Raw genomic sequence first — 26,823 nt, forward strand, 5'->3', positions numbered from 1 at the left:
AAGTGTCGCGAAGAAGCAAAACCTCGGAGGTCTTGATTTATTCTGAATGATTTATCTCAACGGCTTGCTGATTGTTTTTCTCGTTGCGGGCGGCGGGTTGTTTTTTGCGCACGCAGTCCGTCGGCGCGATGGGTTTGCAGTCGCGCTATCAGCCGCATTGATGGTGCTTGGCCTGGCTGAGGTCTTTGAATTAACACTCAGCGTTAAATTTTTTCCCTTCGCACTGAAAAGTTGGTATTTTCTGTCAAAAATTGTGTTTTGGGGGCTAATGGGGATGGGGGCAGTACTGAAATTCAAGTTCAGAGCTTCGATAAAGAAGGTAGTTGCTGTTAGTACACTGTTAGGGTTGACAGCTGGTCTGGTTTTGCTGTTGCTTACCCAGATTACCGCGGCGGTAGATTGGTTTGCCCCTGAGCAATCCGTCTTTGTGCAATATGTGGATTTGATGGCTCGCAACCGCCCCATGCGCTGGCTTACAGATTTATTGATGCTCTATGGCGTTGTACTCCCTTTGGGTTTTGCGGGATACGCGTTGTTCAAGCGTCAAACGGGCAAGTACGCCTATGTTGTGGTGAGTTTGGGCAGTCTCCTGTTAGCTGGGCAGGAAATTCTCTATAATCGAATTGGTGAAGTGCTGGGAGATAGCTTCCATTTGTTGGGGGGTACGATCTTATTTTTGGCTGTTTGGTATTTATTTCAAGGGCTTGAGCCGATGCCAGCGCCGCGTTCAAAGTTCACTCAAATCTTGAGTTGGATTGCTGTAATTGCAATATTGGTTATTGGGGCGCGTATTCGCCTGAATGCGTATGGCAATATATGTGAGGCGCTGCTTACCAGCGATTCGGAGAAGTTCATCGCTCTTTCTGGTGAAAATGTATTTTCATCCGATTTCTTTACCTCAAACCGGCCTGCCTTCATCACTTTGGTCTATAAACTGGGGGGAGTCAATCCAGAAATGCTTGTCCCAGAGTATAGCAAGCCTGAAAGGCTCATTCCCCGACTGGTCTACGCGGATTTGAATTGCCTTTCGGGCTTGCAAGCGGCACTGTCTATTCTTTCATGGAGTGTTCTGTCAGTTATTTTAGCCAGCAAATTACGCTCAAATTGGTTGAGAGTAGTTATCGCAGCACTTGTTCTGGGATTTGTCTTTGTGCCGCAACTGGCCGACTGGGATCGTGTGGTTCAGTCTGAATCGCTGTCTTTTTCCATGTGGGCGCTGACCTTTGCCTTGAGCATCGAATTTGTTGCGCGCATTGCGCGCGATAAAAAAAATATCCGCTGGTCCACCTGGCTTCTTTTTGTACTCTGGGGTATGACGCTGGTCAGTTGGGGATTCTCGCGTGATACGAATGTTTACATGATCCTTTTGATCGGCGTAAGTTGTACACTCGCGTTGGTTATTCCTGCAGCACGTAGAAGCACGTCGGTTCACCTGTTCTTGGTGGTTGCATTATTTTGTCTGGCAGTATTTGGGTTACAAAATTCTCTTCTCTATCGAAGTGACCGCTGGATGAATTCATTTTTCAATAACCTGTATATGCGGATTCTTCCATATCCGGAGCGCGAAGCCTGGTTTATCAAGCGCGGCCTGCCTACCCCGGAACCACTTTATAAGTATGCTAATTTACTGGGCGGGTCTTATGATTATGACCGGGCAGAGATTGCAGACCTGATTGTCTGGACGGCTGAAAATGGTTCGGGCCTGTACACACAATATTTGCTGACTCATCCTGGCTGGGCACTTTCCCATGCCTGGAAGGTAGCCCGCATTCCTTTTATTGAAAATTTGCAGCCATATTCTAAACCCGATTATGAATTCGTTTCCCCCTATGTATATTCGATCGGTGATGTGCTCCACCCGAAAACCAGTGTAGTGGTCTGGGTGCAGTTGGCGATGCTGTTAGGCTGGGCCGGGCTGGTTGTTTTCAAGCCTTCCAACCAACATCAGCGTGGCATCCTGATTGTGTTTAGCCTGTTCTTTGTAGGGGAATTGGGGATGTTATTTGTTAGTATTCATGGCGACGCTTTAGGATTAATCCGCCATGCGCTTGTCTCAGTCATGCCATTGCGTTTAAATCTCTGGTTGCTGGCAGTATGGTTGCTGGATACCAATCTGTACGGTGAAGTGTCGATTAATGACCCCCCCGCGGTTATTTTAGATCATATTCACGCCAATCCCCAGAGATTTCCGACCTCTGGCTCGAAATGACAATCCAAAGCTTGTAGATCGTAAAGGAGAAAAAATGCAAACACTCTGGGAGAAAAAGTTCTCAAATCAGGCGCAGCGAATGAAAAGTTCGGTTATTCGCGAAATCCTCAAACACTCCAGCGCGCCGAATGTAATTTCGTTTGCCGGTGGATTACCCGCCCCAGAAGTCTTCCCGCTAGAAGCGTTTAAAGAAGCCACCCAACTGATTTTTGAAGAAGCGGGCGCAGTATCTTTGCAGTATAGTATTACCGAGGGCTTTGTCCCCTTGCGCCAAATGATCGCCGACTATTCTGAGCAATTTGGCATTCAGGCCGACCTTGCTAATATTCAGATCACAACTGGTTCGCAGCAGGCGCTCGATTTTTTGGGACGTTTATTCATTAGCCCTGGCGATAAAATTGTGGTCGAATCGCCCACTTATTTGGGCGCGCTGCAAGCTTGGGATTCCTACGGGGTGGAGTATCTCACCGTGCCAATGGATGAGCAAGGCATGCGTACCGATTTGCTTGAAGATGTGCTGAAACAAGATCCTAAATTTATCTATGTGGTGCCAAATTTCCAAAACCCCAGCGGTGTGACCATGTCGCTGGAGCGACGCCAACATCTCGTCGAGTTGGCCGACCGCTACGGCGTGCCGATTGTCGAAGATGATCCCTATGGTAAGTTGCGCTATCGAGGGGAGCCGATTTCCCCGGTGATGGTTGTAGATCGAAAATATCGCCGCATCACCGGTAAGGAATACACCGGCAATGTGATTTATCTGAGTACGTTCTCCAAACTGTTGGCCCCAGGCATTCGCGTAGCTTGGATGATAGCCGATAAGCCGGTCATTGCCAAAATTGTGCAAGCCAAGCAAGCCGCCGATCTACATACCTCCTCCATTAATCAGATGGTGGCCTATGAAGTGGCTCGGGATGGTTTTTTGGACGAATATAATAAGGTGATTCGTGAAACCTATGCGGAACGCCTGGATGTGATGCTGGCAGCCCTTGAGGAACATTTCCCGCCGGGGGTGAGCTGGACTCGGCCCGAAGGTGGTATGTTCCTTTGGGTGGTGCTACCCAAAGGGCTGGATGCTACTGAATTGCTGCCAAAGGCAGTTGAGTTACGGGTAGCCTTTGTTCCCGGAGGCCCCTTCCACCCCGATGGGGTCGGCGCAAATACCATGCGCCTGAACTTCTCTAATGCTTCCCCCGAAAATATTCATATCGGCATCGCCCGCCTTGGCAAGCTGCTTGAAGCTGAATTGGCATAATCTAAATTTAGACCTCCGAGATTTTTTGCGTAGCACTTCGAGCCGGGCGAAGAAGCTAAATCTCGGAGGTCTTTTTTGTGTTAGGGGTTGATCACCAGCAACTCCACCTCGAAAATCAGCGTTGCATTAGGTGGAATCACCCCTCCAGCCCCGCGGGCGCCATAGCCTAACTCTGGGGGAATCACCAGCTTTCTTGTGCCGCCAACCTGCATCCCCGCAACCCCCTCATCCCATCCCTGAATCACCATGCCCGCGCCTAGCGGGAATTCAAAAGGCTCATTGCGGTCCACGGACGAATCAAATTTGGTGCCATTTTCCAGCCATCCGGTGTAGTGAACCTGTACCTTATCGCCAGTTTGTGCCGCCGGGCCAGTGCCGGAGACAGTGTCTTCATATTGTAACCCCGATGTGGTTTGTGTCATATTTTCTCCTAGAGTAATTGTGGTTTGTGGCCTGCGTTTTTGGCTGCCATAAATGATGAGAATTGTTGAAATAATTAATATGGCAATCAGGACAATGCGCTGAATGCGCAGTTTCTTTTCGCGTTGCACGCGGCGTTCTTTGAATTGTTGGCTGGTCATTCGTTAATCCTCCATATAGGTAACAAATTCAGCTTTGCAAAGGCCTTCCTGAATGGCTTGTTCTACAACAGCACGCGCCACAGCTTGATGAACATTTTTGTCCAGAGGATTGGGTACCAGTTCATCACCATTTGCCAGATCAGCAATCGTTTTTGCCGCGGCGAGATACATTTTCTGGCTAATATAGGGAACTTGGGCATCTACCGCGCCTCGCAGAATCCCAGGAAAACCCAGTACATTATTGACAGAAGTGCCATCGGCCGCGAAGGCCGCGCCTGCTGCAAGCGCGGCATCGGGGGCGATCTCGGGGCTGGGGTTGGAGAGCGCCAGAATGATCTGCCCGGCGCGCACCATTTCCGGCTTAATCAGGCCCGGTGCGCCGGTTGTGGCAATCACAATATCGGCCTGCGCCATAATCTCTGCCAGGGTGGATGGTTTTCCGCCCAACGCTTCCAGGCGGGTTAGCGCGTTGAGCGACAGGTCTGCTCCGAGCACAGGGCTGCCAGTATGACTCATCAGCATTTTGCAAGTTGCCAAACCGGCAGCTCCTAGCCCAATCTGGCCGACCACAGCCTGCTTGATATCCATATTGGATTGGCGGCAGGCGTTTGTCAGCGCGGCAATTGTCACCACAGCGGTGCCATGTTGATCGTCGTGCATCACCGGGATGTTGAGCCGCGCTTGCAGTTGAGTTTCGATCTCGAAACAGCGCGGCGCGGAAATATCTTCGAGTTGGATGGCGGCAAAGGTGGGGGCGATATTGGCTATCGTATCTACAATTTCATCTGTATCTTTGGTATTGAGCAAGATGGGGACGCCTGATAGGCCAACCAAGGACTCCATCAGCATGGCTTTGCCCTCCATCACCGGCATCCCGGCCACGGGGCCAATATCACCCAGCCCCAGGATCGCCGTTCCATCGGTAACAATCGCCACCAGATGGCTGATCGCTGTGTAGGTGCGCGCCAGTTCGGAATCTTTGGCAATCTTCAGGCAGACTTCGGCCACACCGGGGGTGTAAACTCTCCGCATGGTGTACAGATCGTCTATGGTGTAGCGGCTGCGGATGGCAATTTTCCCCTGCCGGTGGAGTTCCAGCACATCATCGCGTACTTCCAGAATACGTGTGCCGGGATTTTCTGCCATAATAGCTAAAATGCTCGCCAGTTGTTTTTCGTCATCTGCGTAAATTGTTATATCGCGCACAACGGCTCGCGAGCTTTCTTTAATCAGTTGAATTGCACCAACAACTCCACCCTCATCGGCGATGGCTGTTAGCAGGTTCGCCAGAGTGCCGCGAGTTTGAAGATTGCGACAACGCACTGTACGCATAAGTTTATTTTCCCAGGTCATAGCAAATCCTTGTGTTGTTCGTGCTAACGTTTCCAGATTTTGAAATCTTTAAGAATGGACGAACCAATAAATTCTCGCAGCAGCGAGTTGTCCGGAATGAACTCGCTTTCGATGGGCAGGAACCATTCGAGCATGGTTAGCAGGCGTTTGGCTTCAATATGCTCCGGGGTTCCATATGGAACTTGCCGCAGAACGGGTTCAGCAAGGGGTTTTAGCGCTGCGAGTTCGTACACCATGGCTGAGTTGAACATGATATTGGCGTTGTTTTGATAGGGGAAGATATTCCGTTTTTCGCCGCGACGGACAGATTCCCACCGGGCTATTGTATCCTGGGCAGAATATCCACGTTCGCGGGCATCGCGCACAATGCGCCGAATCAGGCGAGTATCCGTGGTGGAAACGCGATTGTGCCAGTCTAGGTTTAATTGTGTGAGCGCAGATGTGTAAATGCGGAAGGTGTGTTCCTGAGGCGTCTTGGGGATCAATTCTGGATTCAACCCGTGGATGCCCTCCAGGATGACGATTTGCCCGGGGTGAAGTTGAATCACCTCGCCGGGGCTGCTGACGCCGGTTTTGAAATCGAAATGCGGCAATTGAACACTTTCTCCGGCGATGAGTTTTGCCAGTTCTTCGCCCAGGCGTTGCGTATTGACCGCCTTGATGGTTTCAAAATCAAATTCGCCATTCTCGTCGCGCGGCGTTAAATCGCGATCCACAAAATAATTATCCATTTCCAGCGGGAAAGGGGAAATACCGCGTGCGAGTAACTGGATACTAAGCCGTTTTGAGAATGTTGTTTTTCCCGATGATGAAGGTCCGGCAATCAGGATGACGCGTATTTGGTCAATTTGTTGCGCAATTAGGCTGGCAATCTCAGCGATGCGTCCTTCGTGGAGCGCTTCGGCAACCAGAATTAATTCGCGGGTGCGATTTTCGAAGATTGCCTGATTCAAAGTGCCAACATTGTCGATATTGAGACGTTGCAGCCAGTCGCCATATTGACGAAATGTATTCAGCAGTGTGCTGAAATCTGGCATGGGTAAAATTTCTGTAGGACGATGGCGGCGTGGAAAACGCATTACAAAACCGTCGCCCATCGGCGCAATTTTGAACCATTTCAGATAGCCGCTGGAGGGTACCATATAGCCATGATGATAGTCGCGATGATCGTTTAGATTGTATAAGACCAGATAATCTTTTTTGCGATGTTTGAGCAATTGAACTTTATCGCGGTAGCCTTTTTTCTCAAAGTAGGCAATCGCATCACGGATGGGGACTCGCTCGCGAATAAAGGGAATATCTTGTTCGACAATTTCCCTCATGCGTGTTTCCAGATTGGCGAGGTGTTCTTCATCCAGCGTAGCGTTATTGAAGACCTGACAAAAATAACCCCCCGAAGCGATTGAATGATCGATGGACAGGATAGCCCGTGGAAAAAGTTCGTGGAATGCTTTTTCGAGCACAAATGTCAGTGATCGACGATAAAAACGCATACCATCAGGATCGTGCAGTGTGATCGGGCGAATCTTGGCATCGAAATCGAGTGGATATGTTAATTCGCGCAGTTGACCGTTGATAACCGCGCCGACAATCGGTACCGTAAATTCGCCTTGAATCGCATCAAGAAATAAACCCGCAGTAGCACCGCGTGGACCCGATAACACACGTCCATCTGGTAGATGCGCCTCGATAGTGCTGCTAGGCTCAACGAAATGAACATTTTCTTGAGATGTCATGCAAATTTCCTTCCATGATGGATTTTGGAGCAAGCAATTTTACCACTGCAAAAAAGAGAAGGCATGGCAACATTGCGTTGCCATGCCTTCTCTTTTATAAATCTGTGGTTAGGGGTGGGGCTTATTCCATGTTTTCGGGCAGCCAACAACAGAGCACTAACTCGCGGGCGGCTTTCACTTCATCCAGTCGTCCAAAGGGCGTGTTATGGGGTGCCGTTTGTAACAACTCAGGATTTGTGCGTGCTTCATCGGCAATCTGAATCAGCACATCGGCGAAAGCATCCAGGGTTTCTTTGCTCTCGGTTTCGGTTGGCTCGATCATCAGGGCTTCGGGCACGATCAACGGGAAGTAATTCGTGGGTGGGTGGAAACCGAAATCCATCAGCCGCTTGGAAATATCCAGCGCGTGAATGTCGGGCACATCGTCCCAGTGGCCTTCCATGACGAATTCGTGCATACAGATGCGGTCATGTGGAATTGTATAGGTATCGCGCAAGCGCGCCTGCAAGTAGTTTGCGTTGAGTACGGCATGTTCCGAAGCCTCACGCAGGCCGCTGCCGCCGAGCATCATCATGTAGGTGAACGCCCGCACCATGATGCCAAAATGACCGTGGAAGGCTTTGACGCGCCCGATACTTTGCTCGGGGGTCACGAAGCCGTAAAACGGCGGCTCTTCATCCGAGCCTTCATCCAAAACAGCTGCAATTGGGCCGGGCAAGAAGGGGGCCAGTTCAGCCGTGACACCTACGGGGCCGGAGCCAGGGCCGCCGCCGCCGTGGGGGGTGGCGAAGGTTTTGTGCAGATTGAAGTGTAAAACATCCACGCCGCAATCGGCAGGGCGCGAGATGCCCATCATTGCATTGAGATTGGCTCCATCGCCATAGACCAGGCCACCGGCCTCATGCACCATCTCACAAATCAGCTGGATATTCTCATCGAATAACCCCAGTGTGTTGGGATTGGTGATCATGATACCAGCCAGCGTGTCGTCGCATTCAGCTTTGAGGGCTTCCAGGTCTACGTTGCCGCGCGCATCCGAGGGGATTTGCACAACCTGCAAATCGCTCATGGCCGATGTGGCCGGGTTGGTGCCGTGGGCTGAATCGGGGATCAGCATTTTCTTGCGTTTGTGATCGCCGCGCGAACGATGGTAGGCATTAATAATTAGAACGCCGGTCAGTTCGCCGTGGGCGCCTGCCGCAGGTTGCAGCGTGATGCCAGCGAAGCCGCTGATCGCGCCGAGCCACTCTTGCAATTCGTACATCAGGCCGATAGCGCCTTGCACGGTTTCAATGGGTTGGAAGGGGTGAATCTGGGCGAAGCCGGGCATGCGGGCAGTGACTTCGTTGATTTTGGGATTGTATTTCATAGTACACGACCCCAGAGGGTAGAATCCGGTATCAACACCGTGATTCAACTGCGAGAGCCGCGTGTAGTGCCGCACCACATCGATTTCGGCCATCTCGGGGAGGGGTAAATCCTCACGTAGCAGCGCATCCGAAATTGGCTTGACAGGAACATCGGCTTCAGGGAAGTAGGCTCCCTGCCGTCCGGGGGAAGAAAGGTCAAATACAGTCGGCTCAGGCATTGGAAACCTCCTGGAGGGCGCTAACGAGCAGGTCTATCTCTTCGCGGGAATTCATTTCGGTTACGGCGACGAGCAGGTGATTTTCCATGCCGTCGTAGGCGCTGCTGAGTTCAAAACCGCCCAGAATATCATAATCGAGCAAGTCGGCGTTGATTTCGACAGCCGATTTGGGGCAGCGCAAGGTGAACTCGTTGAAGAAGGGTTCGTCGAAGGCTAGTTCAAAGCCGGGCAATGCCGCGATTTGCTCAGCGGCGTAGTGGGCTTTGTGGTAGTTGAGTTCGGCTACCTGGCGCAGCCCGTTTTTCCCCAACAGGCTCAGGTAGATTGCCGCAGCCAGCGCCAGCAAACCCTGATTGGTGCAGATATTGGATGTAGCCCGTTCGCGGCGAATATGTTGTTCGCGGGTACTTAGTGTGAGCACGTAGCCGCGCTGACCGCGTGTATCGGTGGTTTCGCCCACAAGACGCCCAGCCATTTTGCGTACGTATTTGTCTTTCGTGGCGAAAATACCCAAATAGGGGCCGCCAAACGAAAGCGGGATGCCCAGGCTTTGGCCTTCGCCAGTGACGATGTCGGCGTCGAATTTGCCAGGGGGAGTGAGCAGGCCCAGCGCAAGTGGGTTGACGTGAATGGCAACCAGCGCGCCAGCTTCATGCGCTGCCTGGACGAGTTTCGTATAGTCGTAGATGCGGCCAAAGAAATCAGGGTATTGTACTGAGACCAGGGCGGTATCTTTATCGATGAGCGCCATCAACGCTTCGGGGCCAGCCTCGGGAGGAGTATCTTCGCCAATAAGCTGGATATTCGCACCTTCCACATAGGTATGAACTGTTTCACGGTAGTGGGGGTGCAGCCCCGGGGAGAGTACGATCTTCGCGCGGCGCCCGCGGAAGTTGTGCCAGGCCATATTGACAGCTTCGGCCACGGCGGTTGCGCCATCATAATGCGAGGCGTTGGAAACATCCATGCCGGTCAGGGCTGCGATCATGCTCTGATATTCAAAAATGGCTTGTAAAGTGCCCTGGGAAATTTCTGGCTGGTAGGGTGTATAAGCCGTATAAAATTCACCGCGGCGTAGAATTGAATCAACCACGGATGGCGAATAGTGGTTATAGGCCCCAGCGCCCAAAAATGAAACTAATTCGGCGGTTGTTTCGTTGGCCTCAGCAATCTGTGTGAATTCGGCCAAAGCTTCCATTTCGGTGATGCCATCGGGCAACCCCATTGTAGGGAAGAGATCACAGGCGGGCAAATCTGTGAAGAGGTCTTCCATGCTTTTCACCCCAATTGTGCGCAGCATGGCTTCCCGGTCGGCATCGGTATGCGGTAAGAACATTGTTACTCCTTTGATCAGGCGATTAGGGATTAGGCGCTTTGGTAATTCGTAACCGGATGCCTAATTCCAGATACCTAATTACCAGTTTAGTGATCCCGTTCCATTGCGGCATAAGCATCCGCATCCATCAAGCCGTCAAGTTCAGCAGGATCGCTGAGTTTGATCTTGACCATCCAGGCTCCAAAAGCATCGCCATTGACCGATTCGGGGGCGTCGGGCAGGTCTTCATTGACAGCGATGATCTCGCCGCTCACGGGCAGATATACATCCGCAGCCGCTTTGACGGATTCAACCGTGGCACATGCATCGCCTTTGGCAACCGTATCGCCTCCATCTACCAGATATTCGACGAAAACAATATCTGAGAGTTGGTCCTGGGCATAGTCGGTAATTCCAACTTCGCCAATATCACCGCTAACACGGATCCATTCGTCATTCTCTGTATATTTCAAATTTTTGGGGGCGTTCATGAGAATCTCCTTATCAGAAAATTGATTTGTAAAAATTGACTGACATCTCCAGCGTTCATGCGCTGGAATGGCGAAAGAGCGAGTGGAAGACGCTATTTCGCACAAAAAAAACGCACGCGTAAATACTCAGCGTGCGCTCTGTCGTAGACCTGAGAGATTCGCCATTTTAGCGGCTTGCCCCGTCGGTGTCGTACAAGTTTCCTGTACGACTTTCCAGAGTGTACTCAAAAGCAGGGTCCGTTTACCTGAGAGTTTCATCCGGCGGCGTTTCGCCAGATTTGCCCCTTCGGTGCCCGATGCTGAAATCAGCTCGAGACTCTCCCCTGCAATTGGTTATAAATTGCGAATGAGGTTTGAAATTACTCAGTCTGCACGTAATTATAAAGCACCTAATCGAAAAATGCCAATAATTTCACGGTAATAATCTGTCCAAATATAAAAAGCACGCCCACAGGCGTGCTTTTTAAAAATTCATTAACCGAGGGGTTTATACCCAGCCCTGTTTCTTGATGAAATCAGATAATACTGGCAATTCGGTATATTTTCCGCTATATGAATCAAACGCGGGCCACAGCGTAACAAACCATAACAGTGGGGCACAGATGGCGCCAACAACTGTAATAGCGAGGATGACCATCGCAACAAAGATGGCTACATTCAACGCCAGGGATTGAATAGCGTGGTATTTGATAAATGGGCGCGCTTTCTTGTCTTCCATCAAGATCGCAATCAACGCTACGATTGGCAGCGGGTAGCCCAGGGCAGCCCAAAGTTTATCGTCACTGGTAATTTCGTTCATGGATATGCCTCCAAAATGGGTTTAATCGGTTTGAATATCAATAGGTAGCTCTGTGGGATTGTACATTACTCTGGTTTTCTTGACCAGATGCTCAGGTACTAAAACACCAAAGGCCCGTTTGAGTTGTGCCATTTACCATGTCAGAATAAAAAGGATTGTGAAGAAAATACTCACAGCCAGTTGCCGGAAGCCGATCTGGGTGGGCCGGGCGCCTTCCGCGGGATTCAGTGTTCCCCACAGGGTTTCGAGCCATTGGGCCAGATAGGGCAGAAATAACCACGGGGACAGGATACCCATCAAACCGAGAATCAACACAACCCCAAGATTGAAACTCGTATACAAGAGGGCGCGGCGTCCCTCAGAAAGGCGAACTCGCACCGGGGGCGATTCTGTCCATGAACGTTGTTCCAGTCTCAAATAGGCATACACAATTGAGGCTGCCGATTGCAGCCAAACCAGCGCCCACAGCCACCAGCCCAGGGGTTCTGCCGTTCCGGCGCCGACCCAATAAGCCGCCGGGGCGCTTAAGGCCAGTACGCCGCTAGCAACCACCTCCACGCCGATCTGACGTCTTTCTGCCCGCCGCCTGATGAGGAAGAGATGCCATATGAATACGGGCACGCCTGGCACAGCCAGCCAGAGTACGTAACCAAAACCGCACACGACCAGCCCGACGACCATCAACAGGCCAATTGCACCATAGACGACCATCCAGAAGCGCGCCGCAGGCAAATCGCTGCGCGGACGGCGGCCAGAATAAGCTTTAACGGCGATTACAATTGGCTGCCGGATGAGGAACCCGGCCAGCGCTGCGAAGACGAGATACATCGAAATGCTGGAGAAATTTCCTCCGGCAAAGATGCCAATCAGCAGCGGGCTGAACAAGAAAACCCATGAGCCATGTTCGTTGGTAAGAGCGATGTGTCGTTTGAAGTATTTTTTCATTTGCTTGGCGTTATAATACCCGAAAAAGTTTAATAGGAGATTAGCTATGAGTGAACAATATCAAATGGACGGAAAAATATGCATGGTTACAGGCGCTACAGCAGGTATTGGCAAAGTGACCGCCGAAACGCTGGCGCGTCGGGGGGCGCATGTGGTTGTGGTGGGGCGCAACCCTGTGAAATGCGAAGCAATTGTGAGTGGCATCCGTGAAACCGGCGGGCAGGCTGATGCCCTGGTAGCCGATTTATCTTCGCAAGCGCAAATCCGAATTTTAGCAGAGGCGTTTGAGCAAAAATACCCGCGTCTGGATGTACTGGTCAATAACGCGGGGAACTATTTTATGCGGCGGCAATTTAGCGAAGATGGCATCGAGATGACCTTTGCCCTCAATCATCTTAGTTATTTCTTGCTAACCCATTTACTCCTCGACACGCTCAAAGCCAGCACACCGGCGCGCATTGTCAATGTGGCCTCGGGCGCGCATCGCGGCAATGCGTTGAATTTTAACCGCCTTCAAGGTGAAGGCCTCTATATGGGCTGGGTGGCCTATGGACGCTCGAAGTTTGCTAATATCTTGTTTACCTATGAACTGGCTCGCCGCCTGGAAGGAACTGGTGTAACGGCCAATGCACTGCATCCTGGTTTGGTCAACACCCGCATAGGCAGCCAGAATAATGGTTTTTGGGGTACGCTTTTTCAACCATTAGTTTTTAGTCGGGGAATTTCCCCGGAAGAAGGCGCGTGTACGAGCCTATTTTTGGCAAGCTCACCGGAGGTAGAAGGCGTAAGTGGTGCATATTTCTATAAAGAAAAAGCTGCTTCTTCAGACCCGCGTACGCACAATCTTGCTGATGCCGCACGGCTGTGGCGTATCAGTGTGCAGATGACAGGAATAGCCTGATGCTGTTAGAGAACCTGCGCACGGAGATTATATCAATGGGGAAGCTGCTCATGGCTGATGGTCTGGTGCATAATGGTCAGGGCAACCTTAGCGTATATGACCGCGCCAATGGCTATATCGCCATCACGCCCAGCGCAATTCCCTATGCGGAACGCGAAATCGAAGATATTTGTGTGGTTGATTTGCGGGGCGATTTGATCGAAGGTCGCTGGCAGGCAACCAGTGAAATGGCCTTGCACCTTGTTTTCTATCAGCAGCGTAGCGCTGTGACGGCAGTTGTTCACACCCATGCGGCCTTCTCGACCGCCTTCAGCATCGCTGGGCAGGCTGTTTTGCCAATGCTGCTGAACGAATCGGCGATGGCATTGGGCAGGCCGGTTCCGGTTGCGCCCTATGCCAGGCCGGGGACGCATGAATTAGCGCAGCTGACTTGTGACGCTGCGGGGGATGGAAACGCGGTTATTATGGCGCATCATGGATTGGTGACAGTGGGCAGTTCTCTGGGGGATGCTTACAAAGCCACGCTGGCAGTGGAGGCCACCGCCCAGGCTTTATTCTACGCCCGCGGCATGGGTGGCGTGGTGCAGGCTTTGGACGATGACGAAGTTGCTGCATTGCGAGAGATGGGACAAAGCTACGTACCGCGCACCAACCCATAACGTAATGCCAGCACCGCGGCCTGGGTGCGGTCTGAAACTCCCATCTTCTTGAAAATTTCACTAGTATAGTTGCGCACTGTGCCCTCGCTCAGATAGAGTTGCTGGGCAATATCGGCATTGGACAAGCCCTGCGCCAGAAGGGAGAGAATATCCAGCTCGCGCGGGCTAAATTGCAAATTGGATGGGGTAGTACTGGCGGGTGCTTGTTGGCGGTAGCTGGCGGTAATTCGTCCGGCAATATCGGGGTCTAAAAATGTTTTGCCTGCAGCCGTGCCCAGGATGGCTGCAATCAAATTTTCGGGTGGGGTGTCTTTGAGTAGATAACCCGCCGCGCCGGAACGGATGGCATCAAAAATCCATTCGTCGTCATCGTAGGTGGTTAATACCAGCACGCGAACTTCGGGGTATTTTTGACGGATTTTGCGGGTGGCGATAATCCCGTTCATGATCGGCATCTTCAAATCCATCAGCACGACATCGGGCTGAATTTGCTCCAGCATCTCCAGCGCCACCGAACCATCGTGTGCTGTGCCCAGCACTTCAATCTCCGGGCTGGCACGCAAGATGGTTTGCAACCCCTCACAGACGATGTGCTGATCGTCGCAGATGAATACACTAATCATCGGGAATCTCCAAGGTGACTTGAATTTGGGTGCCCTCTTTGGGGGTACTGCTAACCTCCAACGCGGCACCCAACCCTGCCGCACGTTCGCGCATCCCTCTCAGACCGTGCTTCTCTCCCAGGTCCAAATTTGCAAACTCACCTCCGCGGCCGTCATCCGCAATCAATAGTACCAGAAGATTGTCGGCGAACGTCAGCGAAACCGATACATTTTCAGCCGCGGCATGTTTGACGATATTCTCGAGCGATTCTTGCGCGATGCGGTACAGAGCTTGTTCGGTATCGGGCGGCAGATCGGGGAACTGGTTTTCGATGTTGATATGGATGGAAAACCCGGCGCGGGCAGCCGCATCGTGTGCCAGATTGCGAATAGCGATATTTAGCCCTAAATCTTCAATGGATTTGGCGCGCAAATCTTTGAGCGCGCGGCGGGTGTCGTTGAGGCCGGTGCGGGTGTTTTTTAGGGCGTGATTGAGCATCTGGCGTGCCTCGGGGCTGGCCTCGCCCAATACAATTTTGATGGCTTCCAGATTAACTGCCAACCCGCTAAGGGTGTGCGCCAGGGTGTCGTGCAACTCGCGCGCTAGGCGATTGCGTTCGCGGCTGATGGCGAGCTGTTCCAGCGTGTTGGCGTGCTGACTTAAGCGAAGATTGGCGCGCAGCAATTGTTTGCGCTGAATGCGTTGTGTATCGATCAGCCGGGTGACAATATGCCCCACGGTGCCAAAAGCGAAGGCCCGAATCATCGGCGCGCCCAGGATAGGGAGCGTATCGAAGTTGATTTGGGCTAGGCGCGGCAGCAGCACCCAATATTCCACAGCGGTAGCAAATAGAATAAATGCCACCACATAGCGAAAGCGGTACTGCCAGGCAATTAGTACCAGTGGCACGACCATAATGGGGAAGAGCAGCCAACTGCGCATAATGGTGTCGATGGCCTTTTCTTGCGGAGCCGCCAGATAGATCAGGTTGCTGAAAATGGGCACCACGGTGGCCGCGATCAACGCCAGGGGGAGATAATAGTTTCTGAGTTTGCGTTGCAGCCAGCCCCAATAGAGATAGCCCAGCAAGATCAGGTTAATGCCAAAATTGAGATAGGATTGAATTTGGGGGAAGGTATCGCCTGCGCCGGTCTGGATGGCGGTATACAACACCAGGGCGGCAAAATAGACCATCGCAATGCTGGTGAAATAACGGAAAATTCGCAATAGGCCGGGTTCGATGGGGCGCAGTTCCATACTTTCATCATATCACAGAGGATTGTAAAAGGCGCTGCTTGATCGGGGAACAAAACTGATATATGACGCTCGTCATCGAATAATTGACGGGCGTCATGCCATTGATGGTGCCTGGCATCTGTGCGTTTGGGCGGAACTTGCTAAGATTGGAGTTGAATCGAGTGTCCCGTGAGAGGTTTGCTTTTATGGATTATGCAATTGAAGCCCGAGATATATCTAAATATTACGGCAAACGCCGTCCCCGGTTGGCGCTTGACCGGATAAGTTTGTCAGTAGGTGAGGGGCAGCTTTTTGGCTTGATTGGCCCTGACGGAGCCGGGAAAACGACTATGTTGCGGATTCTTTCCACGGTGATGGAGCTATCTTCCGGTCAAACCCGAATTGCCGGTTTTGATACGCAAAAAAACGCCGAACAGGCCCGCTCATTGATTGGCTATATGCCGCAAGCCTTCAGCCTGTACCCGGATTTGAGCGTGATCGAAAATCTGAATTTCTTTGCCGATATTAACGGCGTGCCTCATGGTCGTCGGGAGGCGCGTATCGCTCAATTGCTGGATTTTGCCCGCCTGGATCGTTTTCAACACCGCCGCAGCGCGCTGCTTTCAGGCGGGATGCGTAAGAAGTTGGCCCTGGCCTGCGCGCTGGTGCATGATCCAAAGGTATTGCTGCTTGATGAGCCGACCACGGGAGTAGATCCGCTTTCGCGCAGAGAACTGTGGGGCATACTAGCGCAAGTAGTGTTGCAGGGTGTGACTGTACTCATCAGCACGCCCTATATGGACGAGGCCGAACGTTGCCATCAGATTGCTATGCTGCATCAGGGGGAGATTCTATCGCAAGGCAACCCGGCTGATCTGGCGAGCGATTTGCCCTTTGATGTTATCGAAGTCAAAGCGCGTCCTCGCAAAGCGATGCGCGCCATTGTAGACCAGGCGGATGGCGTTTCCGATTGGCGGCCTGTTGGAGATCGTTTGCGCTTGTCTGTGCAGAATCGCAACGGTAATGGCAATGCCAAACGGATTCTTAAGAATTTGCAGTCCCAGTTCAAGCGCCAGAAAATGGAGGTGCATATTTTGCGTCCATCGAAGATCAGTATGGAAGATGTCTTTGTGTATCTGGTTGGGCAACAGCGAGGCAAACGATGAGTGATTTCGCCCTGGCTATCGAAACTCAGCAGTTGACGAAACATTTTGGCGATTTTGTGGCGGTTAACAATATCGACTTTGCCATTCCGAAAGGCGAAATCTTTGGTTTGCTCGGCCCGAATGGCGCCGGAAAGACCACCACTATTCGGATGTTGTGCGGCATTATGAAGCCTTCCTCAGGGACAGCGACTGTTTTGGGGCACGACATCAACCGTGATCCTGAAGCCATTAAAAAACAAATTGGCTACATGTCGCAACGCTTCTCTCTATATAACGATCTGACGGCTTTCGAAAACTTGCAATTCTATGCTGCGGTGTATTCTGTGCCGCGTGGTGAGCGTGCTAAAAATATCGTTGAGTTGATTGAAATATCGGGTTTAGCGGATCATCGCAACGAATTAACGCGCAACTTGTCGGGAGCCTGGCGGCAGCGTCTGGCGCTGGCCTGCGCTGTCGTCCACAAACCCCCGATGCTCTTCCTCGATGAAGCTACTGCTGGCGTAGATCCGGTTTCGCGGCGCGAGTTTTGGGATTTGATCTATGAGATGGCCGGACAGGGGGTCAGTGTTTTGGCGACCACGCACTATATGGACGAAGCCGAATACTGCAATACCATCGGTATGATGTATCGCGGCGAGTTGATTGCAATCGCTGAGCCAGATGTTTTGCGTGCAAGTTTGCCTGGAATATTGGTGCAAATCGAATGTGACCCCATCGACCGCGCTCAGGCTATTCTGGATGCGATGCCCGAAACCCTGGAGGCTTCTGTGCATGGGGCGCTGTTGCATATTACGCTGGCTGATGCCAGGTTCCTCAAGAAAGTCATACGTAATCTGGCTCGCAACCAAATTCAGGTGAGCCAGATCGAGGAAGTGCAACCCTCCCTCGAAGATGTGTTCATTGCTCTGGTTTCTGAATATCGTCTCAAGGCAGAGCAGGATTCCGACGTAAATGGATAAGCTATGACCTACGCAAGTGTAATGAACATGGAGTAATACTATGGAACGATTATTTACAATCATGCGCAAGGAGTTATTTCATATCTGGCGCGATCCGCGCACAATGGCGATGCTCCTGCTGCTGCCGGGTTTGCTTCTGGTTTTGTTGGGCTACGGCGTCAATTTTGACCGCGAGCACACCCCTATGGCTGTGGCTGATATTTCGAAAACCGATGCCAGCCGCCGCTATATCGAGAACTTCACCGCCAGTGACGATTTTGAAATTACTTATGATGCTCTCAATGAGGATGAAATTCTGTCCTTGATCGATAACGATCAAGTCGATGCGGGTTTGCTGATCCCGGAGAGTTTTGGCCGCAAGGTTGCGGCTGGCGAGACGGTGCAGGTACAGTTTTATATCAATGGCGCTACTGACCCTGGGGATGTCCAGGCTATCCGTCTTAAGTTGAGCAGTATCAGCCAGGTGGCTGCCCAGAATATTCTCGTGGAGCAGCTTCAGCGCACGCCGCAGGGAGCCTTGATTCAAATTCCCGTTGACGCGCTCGAAAAAACACTCTACAACCCCGATAGCGACAGCAAGCTCTTCATGATACCTGGGCTGATCCCCATCATTCTTCAAGTTCAGGCGCTAATCCTGAGTGCGCTGGCGATTGTCAAAGAGCGCGAGCAAGGCACGATGGAACAGCTCATCGTCACCCCGATCAAATCCTGGGAGTTGATGCTGGGCAAAATCATCCCCTACTTGCTGGTTAGCATCTTGAATCTCTTTGCATTACTGTGGTTAGGCGATCTGTTGTTTGGCGTGGGCGTGGCCGGGAGTTTCTGGCAACTCGTGGGGTTGAGTGTGGTCTTTATCGTCGGTTCGCTGGGGATGGGAGTGTTAATTTCCAATATCTCCCAAACGCAGATGCAGGCCATTTATCTGGCAATCTTCCTGGTACTCATTCCGGCGATCATCCTCACAGGGCTGATGTACCCTCGCGACGATATGCCCTGGTTCACCTATATATACAGCGAACTACTCCCTGTGACACACTTTCTGGAAATTACACGCGGCATCATGCTGCGCGGAGTCAGCGCCGCATCGGTTTGGGCATCCACCCTGCCGTTGATTGGCCTGAGCCTGATCTATTTTGTAGCCAGCGTGCTTGCCTTCCGCAAGCGGATTGTATAGGAAGCCATCATGAAAAAACAAACCATTCTACTTACGGGGGCTTCCGGCGAAGTTGGCTTCGAGGCTTTCAAGGAATTGTTCAACCGCCGCCAGCGTTACAACATTCGTTTGTTGAATCTGGATCACAAATTTGAGCGGCAACGTTTTGCGCCCTATAACGGGCAGGTTGAAATTGTATATGGCGATTTGCGAAATCCCGATACGGTGCAGGAAGCTGTTCGTGGGGTGGATGGCGTGATTCATGCAGCAGCATTGATTCCCCCGCTGGCGGACGAGAACCCGGGGTTGGCGCGCGCTGTCAACGTGGGCGGGACTCGCTCGTTGGTGGCCGCCCTCACCGAGCAGAATCCTGCCGCCCGGTTGGTGTACACCTCATCCATCTCCGTTTACGGAGACCGAGTCGAAAATCCCCAAATCCGTGTTGGCGATCCGCTCGAACCGAGTGATGGGGATGAATACGCCAAAACTAAAGTCCAGGCTGAAGAGATGATTCAGGCATCTGGCCTAAAGTGGACGATTCTGCGGTTGAGCGGCATTCTGACCGAACGTCTGCATATTCAGCCCTTGATGTTCCACATGCCCCTGAATACAGCCCTGGAATGGTGCCACAGCAGCGATGCCGGTCTGGCTCTGGTGCAAGCCCTTGAGCATGAGGGCGTACTCGGGAGAATTTTTAATCTGGGGGGCGGAGACGCCTGCCGCATCTCGGCGCGCGAGTTTCTCTATAAAATGTTGCCGCTCTTTGGCGTTGATGCGGAAGCACTGCCCGAACAAGCTTTTGCGACCCGAAATTTCCACTCCGGCGATTATGCCGACGGCGACGAGTTGGATGCGCTGCTGGATTTTCGCCGCAAAACGCTGACGGATTATTTCGAAATGGCAAAAAAGCGCATTTCGCCCGCCAGCCGCGCCCTGGTGCGGATGATCCCCAATTTTATCGTCAGGGCTTATTTCACGGCTATCTCTGATCCGTTGAAAGCCATCCGCCGCGGCGATGCCGAACTCATCCGCCGCTACTTTGGTTCATTGGAAGCGTTCAATATCTTGTCACTGCGAGCAAAGCGAAGCAGCCTGCGCCATCTTCGGTGAGATCGCTTCTCGCAATGGCAACTACATTAAGTTTCTCTGTAATGGAGGTTTATCGATGAAAATACGGTTTATGCTTATCCCCATCGCGTTACTTTTACTGCTTGTATTAAGTGCCTGTGGCGCGTTTCCCACCGCTCAGGCCGCCGAAAATATGATTGAAGGTTCGGGACATGTCTCGGCGCAGCAGGTTAAGATTGCTTCAGAATTGGGCGGTAAAGTCGTCGAAGTGTTAGTTGACGAGGGTGACGAGATCCAGGCTGGAGATGTCTTGTTCCGCCTGGACGATGCGATCTATCAGGCACAGTACCGTCAGGCACAGGCGGGCGTGCTGGTGGCACAGGCGGCGGTAAACACGGCGCAAGCGCAACTGGATGCCGCCACTTCACAATATACGTTAGCACTTCAGGGCGCACGTTTGCAAGATTTGCAGGCCCGCAATGCTGCCTGGTTGGTCCCACTGCCGGAGGAGTTTACGCTGCCGGTTTGGTATTACCAGAAGGCCGAACGCATTCAGGCTATACAGAATGAGGTTGAAGTTGCGCACGGTGACGTGGTTCAAGAGCAAGCCGATTTGGCTCAGGAACTGCAGGATGCCAGTAATTCTGACCTGGTAGCTGCAGAAACCTCCCTGGCAGCAGCGCAGGCAACTTATCAAATTGCCCTGCAAACCCATGCCCAGGCTACGGCTGCAAATGAGAACGAAATTGTGGAGGAGATTGCCCAGGAGCAACTGGACACTGCTCTGGCCGATCTGGAGCGCGCCCAGCTTGACTACGACCGCATACTCTCGGAGACTGCCAGCGCCGATATACTAGCTGCGCGCGGGCGTGTAGCGGTGGCGCAATCGCGCTACGAAAATGCTCTCGACGCGCAGACACAGTTATTGAGCGGCGAACAATCTTTGCAGGTGGATGTAGCCGTCGCTGCCGTTGCTTTGGCCGAAGTCGGCCTTGCGCAGGTTGAAGCCAACCTGGTCGCTGCCGAGGCCTCGTTGCAAATACTCGAAGTACAGCTTGCCAAGACAGTCGTCTATGCGCCGACTTCTGGCGTGGTGCTAACCCGCAACCTGGAAATCGGCGAGATGATTGCGCAGGGCGGCCCGGTGATGGAAGTGGCGGATTTGGCGCAAGTGGAGTTGACCGTGTATATCTCGGAGGATCGCTATGGACAGGTCAAGCTTGGCCAGCAAGTGGAAATCGCCGTTGATTCATTCCCCGATGAAGCCTTTGTGGGCACGATTGCCGCCATCGCCGATCAGGCTGAGTTCACGCCCCGCAATGTGCAGACCGTTGACGGTCGCAAGAGTACGGTATTCGCGGTCAAGATTGTGCTGTCCAACCCCGAAGGGAAGCTCAAGCCCGGCATGCCCGCCGATGCGCGTATCCAGTTTTAAGTGTTTGGTGTAGGAAAATTATCGAAAAAGGCGAGCATGGAGGGTACGTCTCTATGCTCACCTTTTTCTTGAATCATTCAACTAATTGATGCGCGGGGGTGAAAAACTGGCGGTAAGTGAGATAGCTGGCAGTCAGGCCGGTGAAGGCCGAAGCGCCGATAATCATATACAGCACCACAATTTGAATTTGCACCGCCTCCATCGGGGATGCGCCTGCCAGAATCATGCCGGTCATTGCTCCGGGGAGCTTGATCAGCCCGGTAGTTTTGGTCGTGTCCACAATCGGGATCATGGCGTTTTGCAAGGATGTGCGCAACTGTGGGCGGGAAGCCTGCTGACTGGTGGCGCCCAACGCCAATGAAGTTTCAATCTGACCGCGCTGGGTGTGGAAATCATCCGCCAGGCGTTTCATCACTAATGCCGCCACCGACATCGAATTACCAATCACCATGCCACCTACGGGGATAATCGTCTGGGGGTCGAAGGTGAACACGTTTACGGCCACCAGAATCCCCAGGGTTAGCGCGCTGCCCAGCCCAATCGATACCAGCGCTACCCGTTGGGCATGGGGGATTTTTTTGCCGCGCTGGGCTGCCGTTCTTCCGGCGATGGTGGTCATAAAGACGAGGAGTGTTAGCGTCCATAGGGGAGAATCCAGATTGAAGATGAATTCTAGCGCATAGCCAATGGCGATGAGTTGCACGAAACTGCGCACCGTGGCAATCAGCAAATCTTTTTCGAGATCGGCCTCACGCCAGCGGGAGATCAACAGGGAGATGAGAATTAATATCGCCGCCGCGCCAATGCGTTCCAAGCCATCCAATGGAAATTCGGGGAGTGTAATCATACGTTAGCTTCCTGTGGAGAATCTGGGTACCGTGATGAAATTTTTGCAGTTGGATAATTTTGTCAGTTAGTCAGGTATTTTCAGTGGCTCTGTGGTGATAATTCGCGAATATCTTCACCGGCGGCGAAATCCAATACTTTTTGGTAGGGGCCGTTCGGATCAAGAACTTCTGCCACGCGTCCCATGGCCTGAACCTGGCCCTGGTTGAGCAAAACGACATTGCCCCCCACGCGGCGAGTCTGCTCGATGGTGTGCGATACCCAAATCAATGTCAGGCCGCGCTCGCGGTTTAGATGCAGCAAGGTTTTTTCCACTTGACGTGTAGCGTGGGGATCGAGTGCCGAGGTGGGTTCATCGAGCAACAGGACTTCGGGGGAGGTTGCCAGCGTGCGCGCCAAGGCGACGCGTTGCGCCTCGCCGCCGGAGAGTTGAGCCGCATCGGTCAAGGCAAATTCTGTGTGCAACGAGACGGCTTCAAGCAGCTCGTAGATGCGCTCTGGCGGCAGGATTGTTTTTTTCAACGCGGCGGCATGGGCGATATTCTCAGCCACGCTGCCGGGGAACATGCTGGCCTGTTGAAAGACCATCCCGATACGGCTACGCAGTTCGGTGACTGGCAGGGTGGTGATGTCTTCACCGTCGAGCAGGATGTTGTTCGATGGGGGTTCAAGCAAGCGATTGATGGCGCGCAGCAGGGTAGATTTACCGCTCCCGCTGGGGCCGATGAGCATCATCACTTCGCCGGGTTGCACACAAAACCCGACGCCGTGCAAAATAGGCTGCCCGCGACGGGCGATGTGAAGGTCACGAACTTCAATTTTTGCTTGCATAGGTTGGATGGCTCAAGGCAGCAATAAAAGCGCCTCGCCGTCAATCACCGTGATGCCATCTTGGTTGGTGCAGATGGTCTCAAAAGTGGCAATGGGTTTACCTTCGCGCAGTTTGGTCAGTGTGACCGTGGCGGTGATCGTATCGTCAATGAAGACCGGTGCGCGGAAGTTGAGCGTCTGCTGGATGTAGATGCTGCCCGGCCCCGGGAGTTGAGTCCCCAACACCGCGGAGATCAACCCCGAGGTCAGAATGCCGTGAACCAGCCGCTTGCCGAAGCGCGTCCCCGCGGCGTAGTCATCATCCAGGTGAACGGGATTCGCATCCCCGGAAATCTGTGCAAAGGCGCGCACATCTTCATCGCTGAAAATTTTTGTTCGTGAAGCAGAGTCGCCGATATTGAGCATGGGAATCTCCTGTGAAAACTTCGAAAATATCAAAATCTCGAAGTTTTAGAAAAGCTTCTTATACACGCGGTGCTTCTTATGCCATTGAACACCCAGGTGATCCATCTCGGTGAAACTTTTCAGATTGAGTTCGTTCACCTGGACAATATCGCCATGCAAGAAACGTTCATCACGGATGGTCTTTTCCAGTTCGCTGAAGAGTACTGCAGTTGCCCCAACGCCCTGATGCTCTGGCAGAAGGCCAATGCCGTTGAGGTCGAGCCACTCGGTGCGCTTGAATTCGCGCATCAGGTGCCACCAGCCCAAAGGCCATATGCGCCCGCGTGCTTTTTGTAGCGCCCGGTTGATATTGGGGTAGGCGAACATAAAACCGATCAGGGCATCTTCTTTGAAGACCAGCTTGATCAGGCGAGGATCCGCGATGGAGAGAATTTTATCGGCGATCAGCCACACTTCGGCTTCGGTGATGGGTACAAATTCGGGCACGGTGGCAAAAGCCTGATTATAAACTTCGCGCACTTGCGGGATGAATTGGCGTAATTCATCTTTGGTGTTAAAGCGACGCACATGGATACCGCGCCGCACCTGCACGCGCTTTGCTAATTCGTGAATGCGCTCCGGCAGCACGAAGGTGTCCCGGTGGAGTTGCCCGGAGAGCAGGTCGGATTCTTTGGTGAAGCCAAGTTCATCCATCAGGCGGGGGTAGTACGCCATATTGTAGGCAATCCCCATTGCCGGTAAGTAATCGAAGCCCTCCACTAACATGCCAATACTATCACCCTGGGCCAGACCTTTTGGCCCGACAAGCGCGCGGATGCCCTGTTGCCGCGCCCATTGCGCCCCGGTTTCGATAACGGCCTGAGCCGCTTCGAGATCGTCGATGCATTCAAAATAATAAAATAGACCTGTTTCTGTGCCACTAGTCGCGCGATAACGTTTGTTATCAAGTACGGCAATGCGGGCGACGGGCTTGCCGCGCGCTTCAGCAATGAAAAATGCCGCCTGGCTGTGCTGGTAAAAAGGGTGTTTGCTTGGATCGAGAGCGGTTTTCATCTCGCCCAGCATGGGCGGCACCCAATAGGGGTTATCGCGGTATAAATCAAATGGGAACTGGATGAACCGGCGGACATCTTTGGGGTTGTGGATGTCAATTTGTCGTGCGTGCATATGTGCTCCGTTGACGAAAGACGAAGGCCGGGGCCGGGCGTTATTCTCTCCGTCCGCCGTCTCTGGTCTTCCGTTGTTTTATCACCATCGCTCGTAACGCACCAATTCTTCCAGCGGCTTGCGATTCGTACCGCGCGGTTGAGCATCGGGATAGCCCAATGGAGTCATTACAATTGGGTCGACGCCTTCAGGCAGGCCGAGGATCTCGCGGCTGGCCTGGGCATTGAAAGCCCCGATCCAGCAAGTGCCTAGTCCCAGCGCGGCGGCTTGCAGGATGAGATGATCCATGACGATGGCAACATCCACCACGCTGTAATTGGCTTTATCATCGCGCACCCAGGCTTTGGAGGGGATATTGCAGGCCACAATCACGATGGGCGCTTGAATAAACCAATCGCGGTCGTAGATGCGGCGCAAATCGGCCTCGCGGCCCGCGGTGTGGATGACAATCAACTGGAAGGGCTGCATATTGGCGGCGGTTGGCGCACGGCGGGCGGCTTCGAGTACTTGATGCAATTTTTCGTCCTCAACTGGATCAGGCTTGTAGCCGCGTACGCTATAACGTTCTTGGATGACTTGTGAGAATTCCATGTATTACTCCTTTTACGCAAAGGCGCCAAGCTGCAGAGCCGCAAAGAAAGAAAACAAAAAACTCTGCAGCTTTGTTGCTTTGCGTCCTTGCGTTGATTTTAATCTGGCAAAACGCGCCCTTGCGTTTTTGCCCAGGTTTCATCGTCCACCAGGGTGATGACACGATACGCCTCGGCGTAGGCCATTTCTTTGCCTTTGCCGCGCCCGGCAGCCCATTCTTTGATGCGCTCTTCGGGGTCGTTATCCTTCATCTGGCTCTTGTGGGCGCGCAGGGCTTCGACTTTGAGATCAATCGTTTCGCTGATATTGACGTAAATATCCACATCGCCCCAAGAAGTAACGTAGACTTTGCGCGGTTTGTGGGCAGATAACCCCTCTTTTTCGAGTTCTTCAAAGAGATTGGGCTGACCCGCGGCGGGGAAGGTGGCGTCGAGCGCGGCGGTAGCGGCGGCGCGGTGATCGGGGTGGTTGATATAGCGATCCGAGGCCCAGACTACGGTGGGGTCGCCGGTGATGATGACCTCTGGACGGAAACGGCGGATTTCGCGCACTATTTTTTTGCGCAATTCCAGCGTGGCCTGCAGCATGCCGTCGGGTTCGCGCAAAAAGACGACTTCTTGCACGCCGAGGATGTTGGCGGCAGCTTGTTCCTCAGCTTCGCGAATTTTAGCAGCTTTTTCGCGCGTCATGCCCTCTTCGGCGATGCCCACGTCGCCGCTGGTGCAGAGTACATACGAAATACGCGCCCCGGCCTTGGCCCAGCGGGCAATGGTTCCGGCGCAGGAAAATTCAGGATCATCAGGATGCGCTACGATCACCATGGCGCTTTCAGGAATATAGGTATTATTGTTCAAGGGTGTCTCCAGTAAAAAGGGTATGGAGTGAATTATATCAGCGGTTGAGGCAGTTGAAAGTTGAAGGTGGAAGGTTAGCAGGTTCAGAATGGCGAACTTTCAACCTGCAACTTTCAATTCTCTAACAGCCTCTCTTCATAAATTCTTCGGATCGTCTCTTCAATCTGCGGTTCGCGCACTTCCAGATCGCGGATGCGGTACTTCGCCGAGATGCGCCCGATTAGCTCGGAGGCAGCAATTTCGCCGCGGGCAAAACTGTAGCGGACGCGTTGACCATCGCGTCCCGCGATTTCGGCGCCATCTACCTGTGGGTTGGGATAATCTTCGGCGAAATCTGCAAGAAGCTCACGTTTGCCACCGAATTGCGCTTTGAGGGCATCCAATTGCCCATCGAAGAGCAATTTGCCGTGGTCGATGATCATCACCCGTTCGCAAAGTTTCTCGACATCCGAGAGATCGTGCGTGGTGAGGATGACGGTCGTGCCGCGCTCGCGGTTGACCTGCTGAATAAAATGGCGGATGCGCTGCTTGGCGACTACGTCCAGGCCGATGGTGGGTTCATCGAGAAAGAGAATTTCAGGATCGTGCAGTAATGCAGCGCAGAGATCGGCGCGCATCCGTTGGCCCAGCGAGAGCGAGCGCACCGGCGTATCCAAAAAGGTGTCAAGCTCCAGAGT

26 protein-coding genes and 1 riboswitch are annotated in these 26,823 nt (G+C 52.7%); of the genes, 9 read left to right on the forward strand and 17 right to left on the reverse strand.

Annotated features, from left to right (window positions below; translation table 11 throughout):
- Positions 1–46: 46 nt before the first annotated feature.
- Together HN413_06665 and HN413_06670 are read left to right on the forward strand one after the other, a co-directional pair.
- Positions 47–2,209 (forward strand): hypothetical protein, encoded by a 2,163-nt coding sequence (locus HN413_06665; protein ID MBT3390076.1) that lies wholly within the window; start codon positions 47–49, stop codon positions 2,207–2,209.
- Between the two features lie 34 nt (positions 2,210–2,243).
- A complete protein-coding gene (locus HN413_06670) occupies positions 2,244–3,464 on the forward strand; it encodes a PLP-dependent aminotransferase family protein (GenBank protein MBT3390077.1) in 1,221 nt (406 codons plus the stop codon).
- Positions 3,465–3,544: 80 nt separating this feature from the next.
- On the opposite strand, the gene HN413_06675 is transcribed toward HN413_06670, so the two are convergent.
- From HN413_06675 to HN413_06710, 8 genes are all read right to left on the reverse strand, one after another.
- Positions 3,545–3,886, reverse strand: coding sequence for an FKBP-type peptidyl-prolyl cis-trans isomerase (locus HN413_06675; GenBank protein MBT3390078.1), 342 nt, complete (start codon positions 3,884–3,886; stop codon positions 3,545–3,547).
- Between the two features lie 162 nt (positions 3,887–4,048).
- Positions 4,049–5,398, reverse strand: coding sequence for an NAD-dependent malic enzyme (locus tag HN413_06680; protein MBT3390079.1), 1,350 nt, complete (start codon positions 5,396–5,398; stop codon positions 4,049–4,051).
- A gap of 23 nt (positions 5,399–5,421) precedes the next feature.
- Positions 5,422–7,134: a nucleoside kinase gene (locus HN413_06685; GenBank protein ID MBT3390080.1), complete on the reverse strand. Its 1,713-nt coding sequence runs from the start codon at positions 7,132–7,134 to the stop codon at positions 5,422–5,424.
- Between the two features lie 121 nt (positions 7,135–7,255).
- Complete coding sequence (gene gcvPB, locus HN413_06690) at positions 7,256–8,722, reverse strand: aminomethyl-transferring glycine dehydrogenase subunit GcvPB (GenBank protein ID MBT3390081.1); 1,467 nt, start codon at positions 8,720–8,722, stop codon at positions 7,256–7,258.
- The gene (gene gcvPA, locus HN413_06695; protein MBT3390082.1) at positions 8,715–10,058 is read right to left on the reverse strand and encodes an aminomethyl-transferring glycine dehydrogenase subunit GcvPA; all 1,344 of its coding nucleotides are present in this window, start codon (positions 10,056–10,058) and stop codon (positions 8,715–8,717) included. Before gcvPA ends, gcvPB begins: the two co-directional genes overlap by 8 nt.
- 86 nt (positions 10,059–10,144) lie before the next feature.
- Entirely contained in the window at positions 10,145–10,528 is a 384-nt protein-coding gene (gcvH, locus tag HN413_06700; GenBank protein MBT3390083.1) for a glycine cleavage system protein GcvH, read from the reverse strand.
- Between the two features lie 223 nt (positions 10,529–10,751).
- Positions 10,752–10,862, reverse strand: a riboswitch (glycine riboswitch).
- Between the two features lie 153 nt (positions 10,863–11,015).
- Positions 11,016–11,327, reverse strand: a complete 312-nt coding sequence (locus HN413_06705) for a hypothetical protein (protein ID MBT3390084.1) — start codon at positions 11,325–11,327, stop codon at positions 11,016–11,018.
- 132 nt (positions 11,328–11,459) lie between these two features.
- A complete protein-coding gene (locus tag HN413_06710) occupies positions 11,460–12,272 on the reverse strand; it encodes a YwiC-like family protein (protein ID MBT3390085.1) in 813 nt (270 codons plus the stop codon).
- Positions 12,273–12,318: 46 nt separating this feature from the next.
- Here HN413_06710 and HN413_06715 point away from each other — a divergent pair, with 46 nt between their 5' ends.
- A complete protein-coding gene (locus HN413_06715) occupies positions 12,319–13,173 on the forward strand; it encodes an SDR family oxidoreductase (GenBank protein ID MBT3390086.1) in 855 nt (284 codons plus the stop codon).
- Positions 13,173–13,832, forward strand: coding sequence for a class II aldolase/adducin family protein (locus HN413_06720; protein MBT3390087.1), 660 nt, complete (start codon positions 13,173–13,175; stop codon positions 13,830–13,832). The genes HN413_06715 and HN413_06720 overlap by 1 nt, the downstream gene beginning before the upstream one ends.
- On the opposite strand, the gene HN413_06725 is transcribed toward HN413_06720, so the two are convergent.
- Both HN413_06725 and HN413_06730 read right to left on the reverse strand, forming a co-directional pair.
- A complete protein-coding gene (locus HN413_06725; GenBank protein ID MBT3390088.1) occupies positions 13,808–14,455 on the reverse strand; it encodes a response regulator transcription factor in 648 nt (215 codons plus the stop codon). The genes HN413_06720 and HN413_06725 overlap by 25 nt on opposite strands.
- Positions 14,448–15,692, reverse strand: a complete 1,245-nt coding sequence (locus HN413_06730) for a sensor histidine kinase (GenBank protein ID MBT3390089.1) — start codon at positions 15,690–15,692, stop codon at positions 14,448–14,450. The genes HN413_06725 and HN413_06730 overlap by 8 nt, the downstream gene beginning before the upstream one ends.
- Positions 15,693–15,877: 185 nt before the next feature.
- Between HN413_06730 and HN413_06735 the strand changes: the two genes are divergently transcribed.
- The 5 genes from HN413_06735 to HN413_06755 are packed head-to-tail and all read left to right on the forward strand — an operon-like array spanning position 15,878 to position 21,452.
- Positions 15,878–16,837 (forward strand): ABC transporter ATP-binding protein, encoded by a 960-nt coding sequence (locus HN413_06735; protein MBT3390090.1) that lies wholly within the window; start codon positions 15,878–15,880, stop codon positions 16,835–16,837.
- The gene (locus HN413_06740) at positions 16,834–17,796 is read left to right on the forward strand and encodes an ABC transporter ATP-binding protein (protein MBT3390091.1); all 963 of its coding nucleotides are present in this window, start codon (positions 16,834–16,836) and stop codon (positions 17,794–17,796) included. Before HN413_06735 ends, HN413_06740 begins: the two co-directional genes overlap by 4 nt.
- A gap of 40 nt (positions 17,797–17,836) precedes the next feature.
- Positions 17,837–18,970, forward strand: a complete 1,134-nt coding sequence (locus HN413_06745; protein ID MBT3390092.1) for an ABC transporter permease — start codon at positions 17,837–17,839, stop codon at positions 18,968–18,970.
- Positions 18,971–18,979: 9 nt separating this feature from the next.
- On the forward strand, positions 18,980–20,059 hold the full coding sequence (locus HN413_06750; GenBank protein ID MBT3390093.1) for an NAD(P)-dependent oxidoreductase: 1,080 nt from the start codon (positions 18,980–18,982) through the stop codon (positions 20,057–20,059).
- A gap of 55 nt (positions 20,060–20,114) precedes the next feature.
- Positions 20,115–21,452 carry an HlyD family efflux transporter periplasmic adaptor subunit gene (locus HN413_06755; protein ID MBT3390094.1) on the forward strand — a complete coding sequence of 446 codons (1,338 nt, stop codon included), beginning with the start codon at positions 20,115–20,117 and terminating at the stop codon, positions 21,450–21,452.
- Positions 21,453–21,525: 73 nt separating this feature from the next.
- On the opposite strand, the gene fetB is transcribed toward HN413_06755, so the two are convergent.
- From fetB to HN413_06790, 7 genes are all read right to left on the reverse strand, one after another.
- The gene (gene fetB / locus HN413_06760; protein ID MBT3390095.1) at positions 21,526–22,299 is read right to left on the reverse strand and encodes an iron export ABC transporter permease subunit FetB; all 774 of its coding nucleotides are present in this window, start codon (positions 22,297–22,299) and stop codon (positions 21,526–21,528) included.
- 80 nt (positions 22,300–22,379) lie between these two features.
- Positions 22,380–23,129, reverse strand: coding sequence for a phosphate ABC transporter ATP-binding protein (locus tag HN413_06765; protein ID MBT3390096.1), 750 nt, complete (start codon positions 23,127–23,129; stop codon positions 22,380–22,382).
- 12 nt (positions 23,130–23,141) lie between these two features.
- The gene (locus HN413_06770; protein ID MBT3390097.1) at positions 23,142–23,564 is read right to left on the reverse strand and encodes a MaoC family dehydratase; all 423 of its coding nucleotides are present in this window, start codon (positions 23,562–23,564) and stop codon (positions 23,142–23,144) included.
- Between the two features lie 15 nt (positions 23,565–23,579).
- Positions 23,580–24,701, reverse strand: coding sequence for a hypothetical protein (locus tag HN413_06775; GenBank protein ID MBT3390098.1), 1,122 nt, complete (start codon positions 24,699–24,701; stop codon positions 23,580–23,582).
- Between the two features lie 81 nt (positions 24,702–24,782).
- A complete protein-coding gene (locus tag HN413_06780) occupies positions 24,783–25,292 on the reverse strand; it encodes a nitroreductase (GenBank protein ID MBT3390099.1) in 510 nt (169 codons plus the stop codon).
- Positions 25,293–25,390: 98 nt separating this feature from the next.
- Positions 25,391–26,113 carry a PIG-L family deacetylase gene (locus HN413_06785; protein ID MBT3390100.1) on the reverse strand — a complete coding sequence of 241 codons (723 nt, stop codon included), beginning with the start codon at positions 26,111–26,113 and terminating at the stop codon, positions 25,391–25,393.
- A 146-nt stretch (positions 26,114–26,259) separates the two neighbouring features.
- Positions 26,260–26,823: AAA family ATPase (locus HN413_06790; GenBank protein MBT3390101.1), on the reverse strand; the 564-nt coding region annotated here is incomplete at its 5' end.

Source organism: Chloroflexota bacterium (assembly GCA_018648225.1).
GTDB lineage: Bacteria > Chloroflexota > Anaerolineae > Anaerolineales > UBA11858 > NIOZ-UU35.

Bases quoted from the DNA above. Each gene is read 5' to 3' on its own strand.
- fetB (MBT3390095.1), bottom strand. From the start codon at position 22,299: ATGATTACACTCCCCGAATTTCCATTGGATGGCTTGGAACGCATTGGC.
- HN413_06730 (MBT3390089.1), bottom strand. From the start codon at position 15,692: ATGGAACTGCGCCCCATCGAACCCGGCCTATTGCGAATTTTCCGTTAT.
- HN413_06750 (MBT3390093.1), top strand. From the start codon at position 18,980: ATGAAAAAACAAACCATTCTACTTACGGGGGCTTCCGGCGAAGTTGGC.
- HN413_06675 (MBT3390078.1), bottom strand. From the start codon at position 3,886: ATGACACAAACCACATCGGGGTTACAATATGAAGACACTGTCTCCGGC.
- HN413_06685 (MBT3390080.1), bottom strand. From the start codon at position 7,134: ATGACATCTCAAGAAAATGTTCATTTCGTTGAGCCTAGCAGCACTATC.
- HN413_06725 (MBT3390088.1), bottom strand. From the start codon at position 14,455: ATGATTAGTGTATTCATCTGCGACGATCAGCACATCGTCTGTGAGGGG.
- HN413_06705 (MBT3390084.1), bottom strand. From the start codon at position 11,327: ATGAACGAAATTACCAGTGACGATAAACTTTGGGCTGCCCTGGGCTAC.
- HN413_06710 (MBT3390085.1), bottom strand. From the start codon at position 12,272: ATGAAAAAATACTTCAAACGACACATCGCTCTTACCAACGAACATGGC.
- HN413_06765 (MBT3390096.1), bottom strand. From the start codon at position 23,129: ATGCAAGCAAAAATTGAAGTTCGTGACCTTCACATCGCCCGTCGCGGG.
- HN413_06735 (MBT3390090.1), top strand. From the start codon at position 15,878: ATGGATTATGCAATTGAAGCCCGAGATATATCTAAATATTACGGCAAA.
- gcvH (MBT3390083.1), bottom strand. From the start codon at position 10,528: ATGAACGCCCCCAAAAATTTGAAATATACAGAGAATGACGAATGGATC.
- HN413_06780 (MBT3390099.1), bottom strand. From the start codon at position 25,292: ATGGAATTCTCACAAGTCATCCAAGAACGTTATAGCGTACGCGGCTAC.
- HN413_06745 (MBT3390092.1), top strand. From the start codon at position 17,837: ATGGAACGATTATTTACAATCATGCGCAAGGAGTTATTTCATATCTGG.
- HN413_06775 (MBT3390098.1), bottom strand. From the start codon at position 24,701: ATGCACGCACGACAAATTGACATCCACAACCCCAAAGATGTCCGCCGG.
- HN413_06785 (MBT3390100.1), bottom strand. From the start codon at position 26,113: ATGGTGATCGTAGCGCATCCTGATGATCCTGAATTTTCCTGCGCCGGA.
- gcvPB (MBT3390081.1), bottom strand. From the start codon at position 8,722: ATGCCTGAGCCGACTGTATTTGACCTTTCTTCCCCCGGACGGCAGGGA.
- HN413_06680 (MBT3390079.1), bottom strand. From the start codon at position 5,398: ATGACCTGGGAAAATAAACTTATGCGTACAGTGCGTTGTCGCAATCTT.
- HN413_06720 (MBT3390087.1), top strand. From the start codon at position 13,173: ATGCTGTTAGAGAACCTGCGCACGGAGATTATATCAATGGGGAAGCTG.
- gcvPA (MBT3390082.1), bottom strand. From the start codon at position 10,058: ATGTTCTTACCGCATACCGATGCCGACCGGGAAGCCATGCTGCGCACA.
- HN413_06740 (MBT3390091.1), top strand. From the start codon at position 16,834: ATGAGTGATTTCGCCCTGGCTATCGAAACTCAGCAGTTGACGAAACAT.
- HN413_06755 (MBT3390094.1), top strand. From the start codon at position 20,115: ATGAAAATACGGTTTATGCTTATCCCCATCGCGTTACTTTTACTGCTT.
- HN413_06670 (MBT3390077.1), top strand. From the start codon at position 2,244: ATGCAAACACTCTGGGAGAAAAAGTTCTCAAATCAGGCGCAGCGAATG.
- HN413_06665 (MBT3390076.1), top strand. From the start codon at position 47: ATGATTTATCTCAACGGCTTGCTGATTGTTTTTCTCGTTGCGGGCGGC.
- HN413_06715 (MBT3390086.1), top strand. From the start codon at position 12,319: ATGAGTGAACAATATCAAATGGACGGAAAAATATGCATGGTTACAGGC.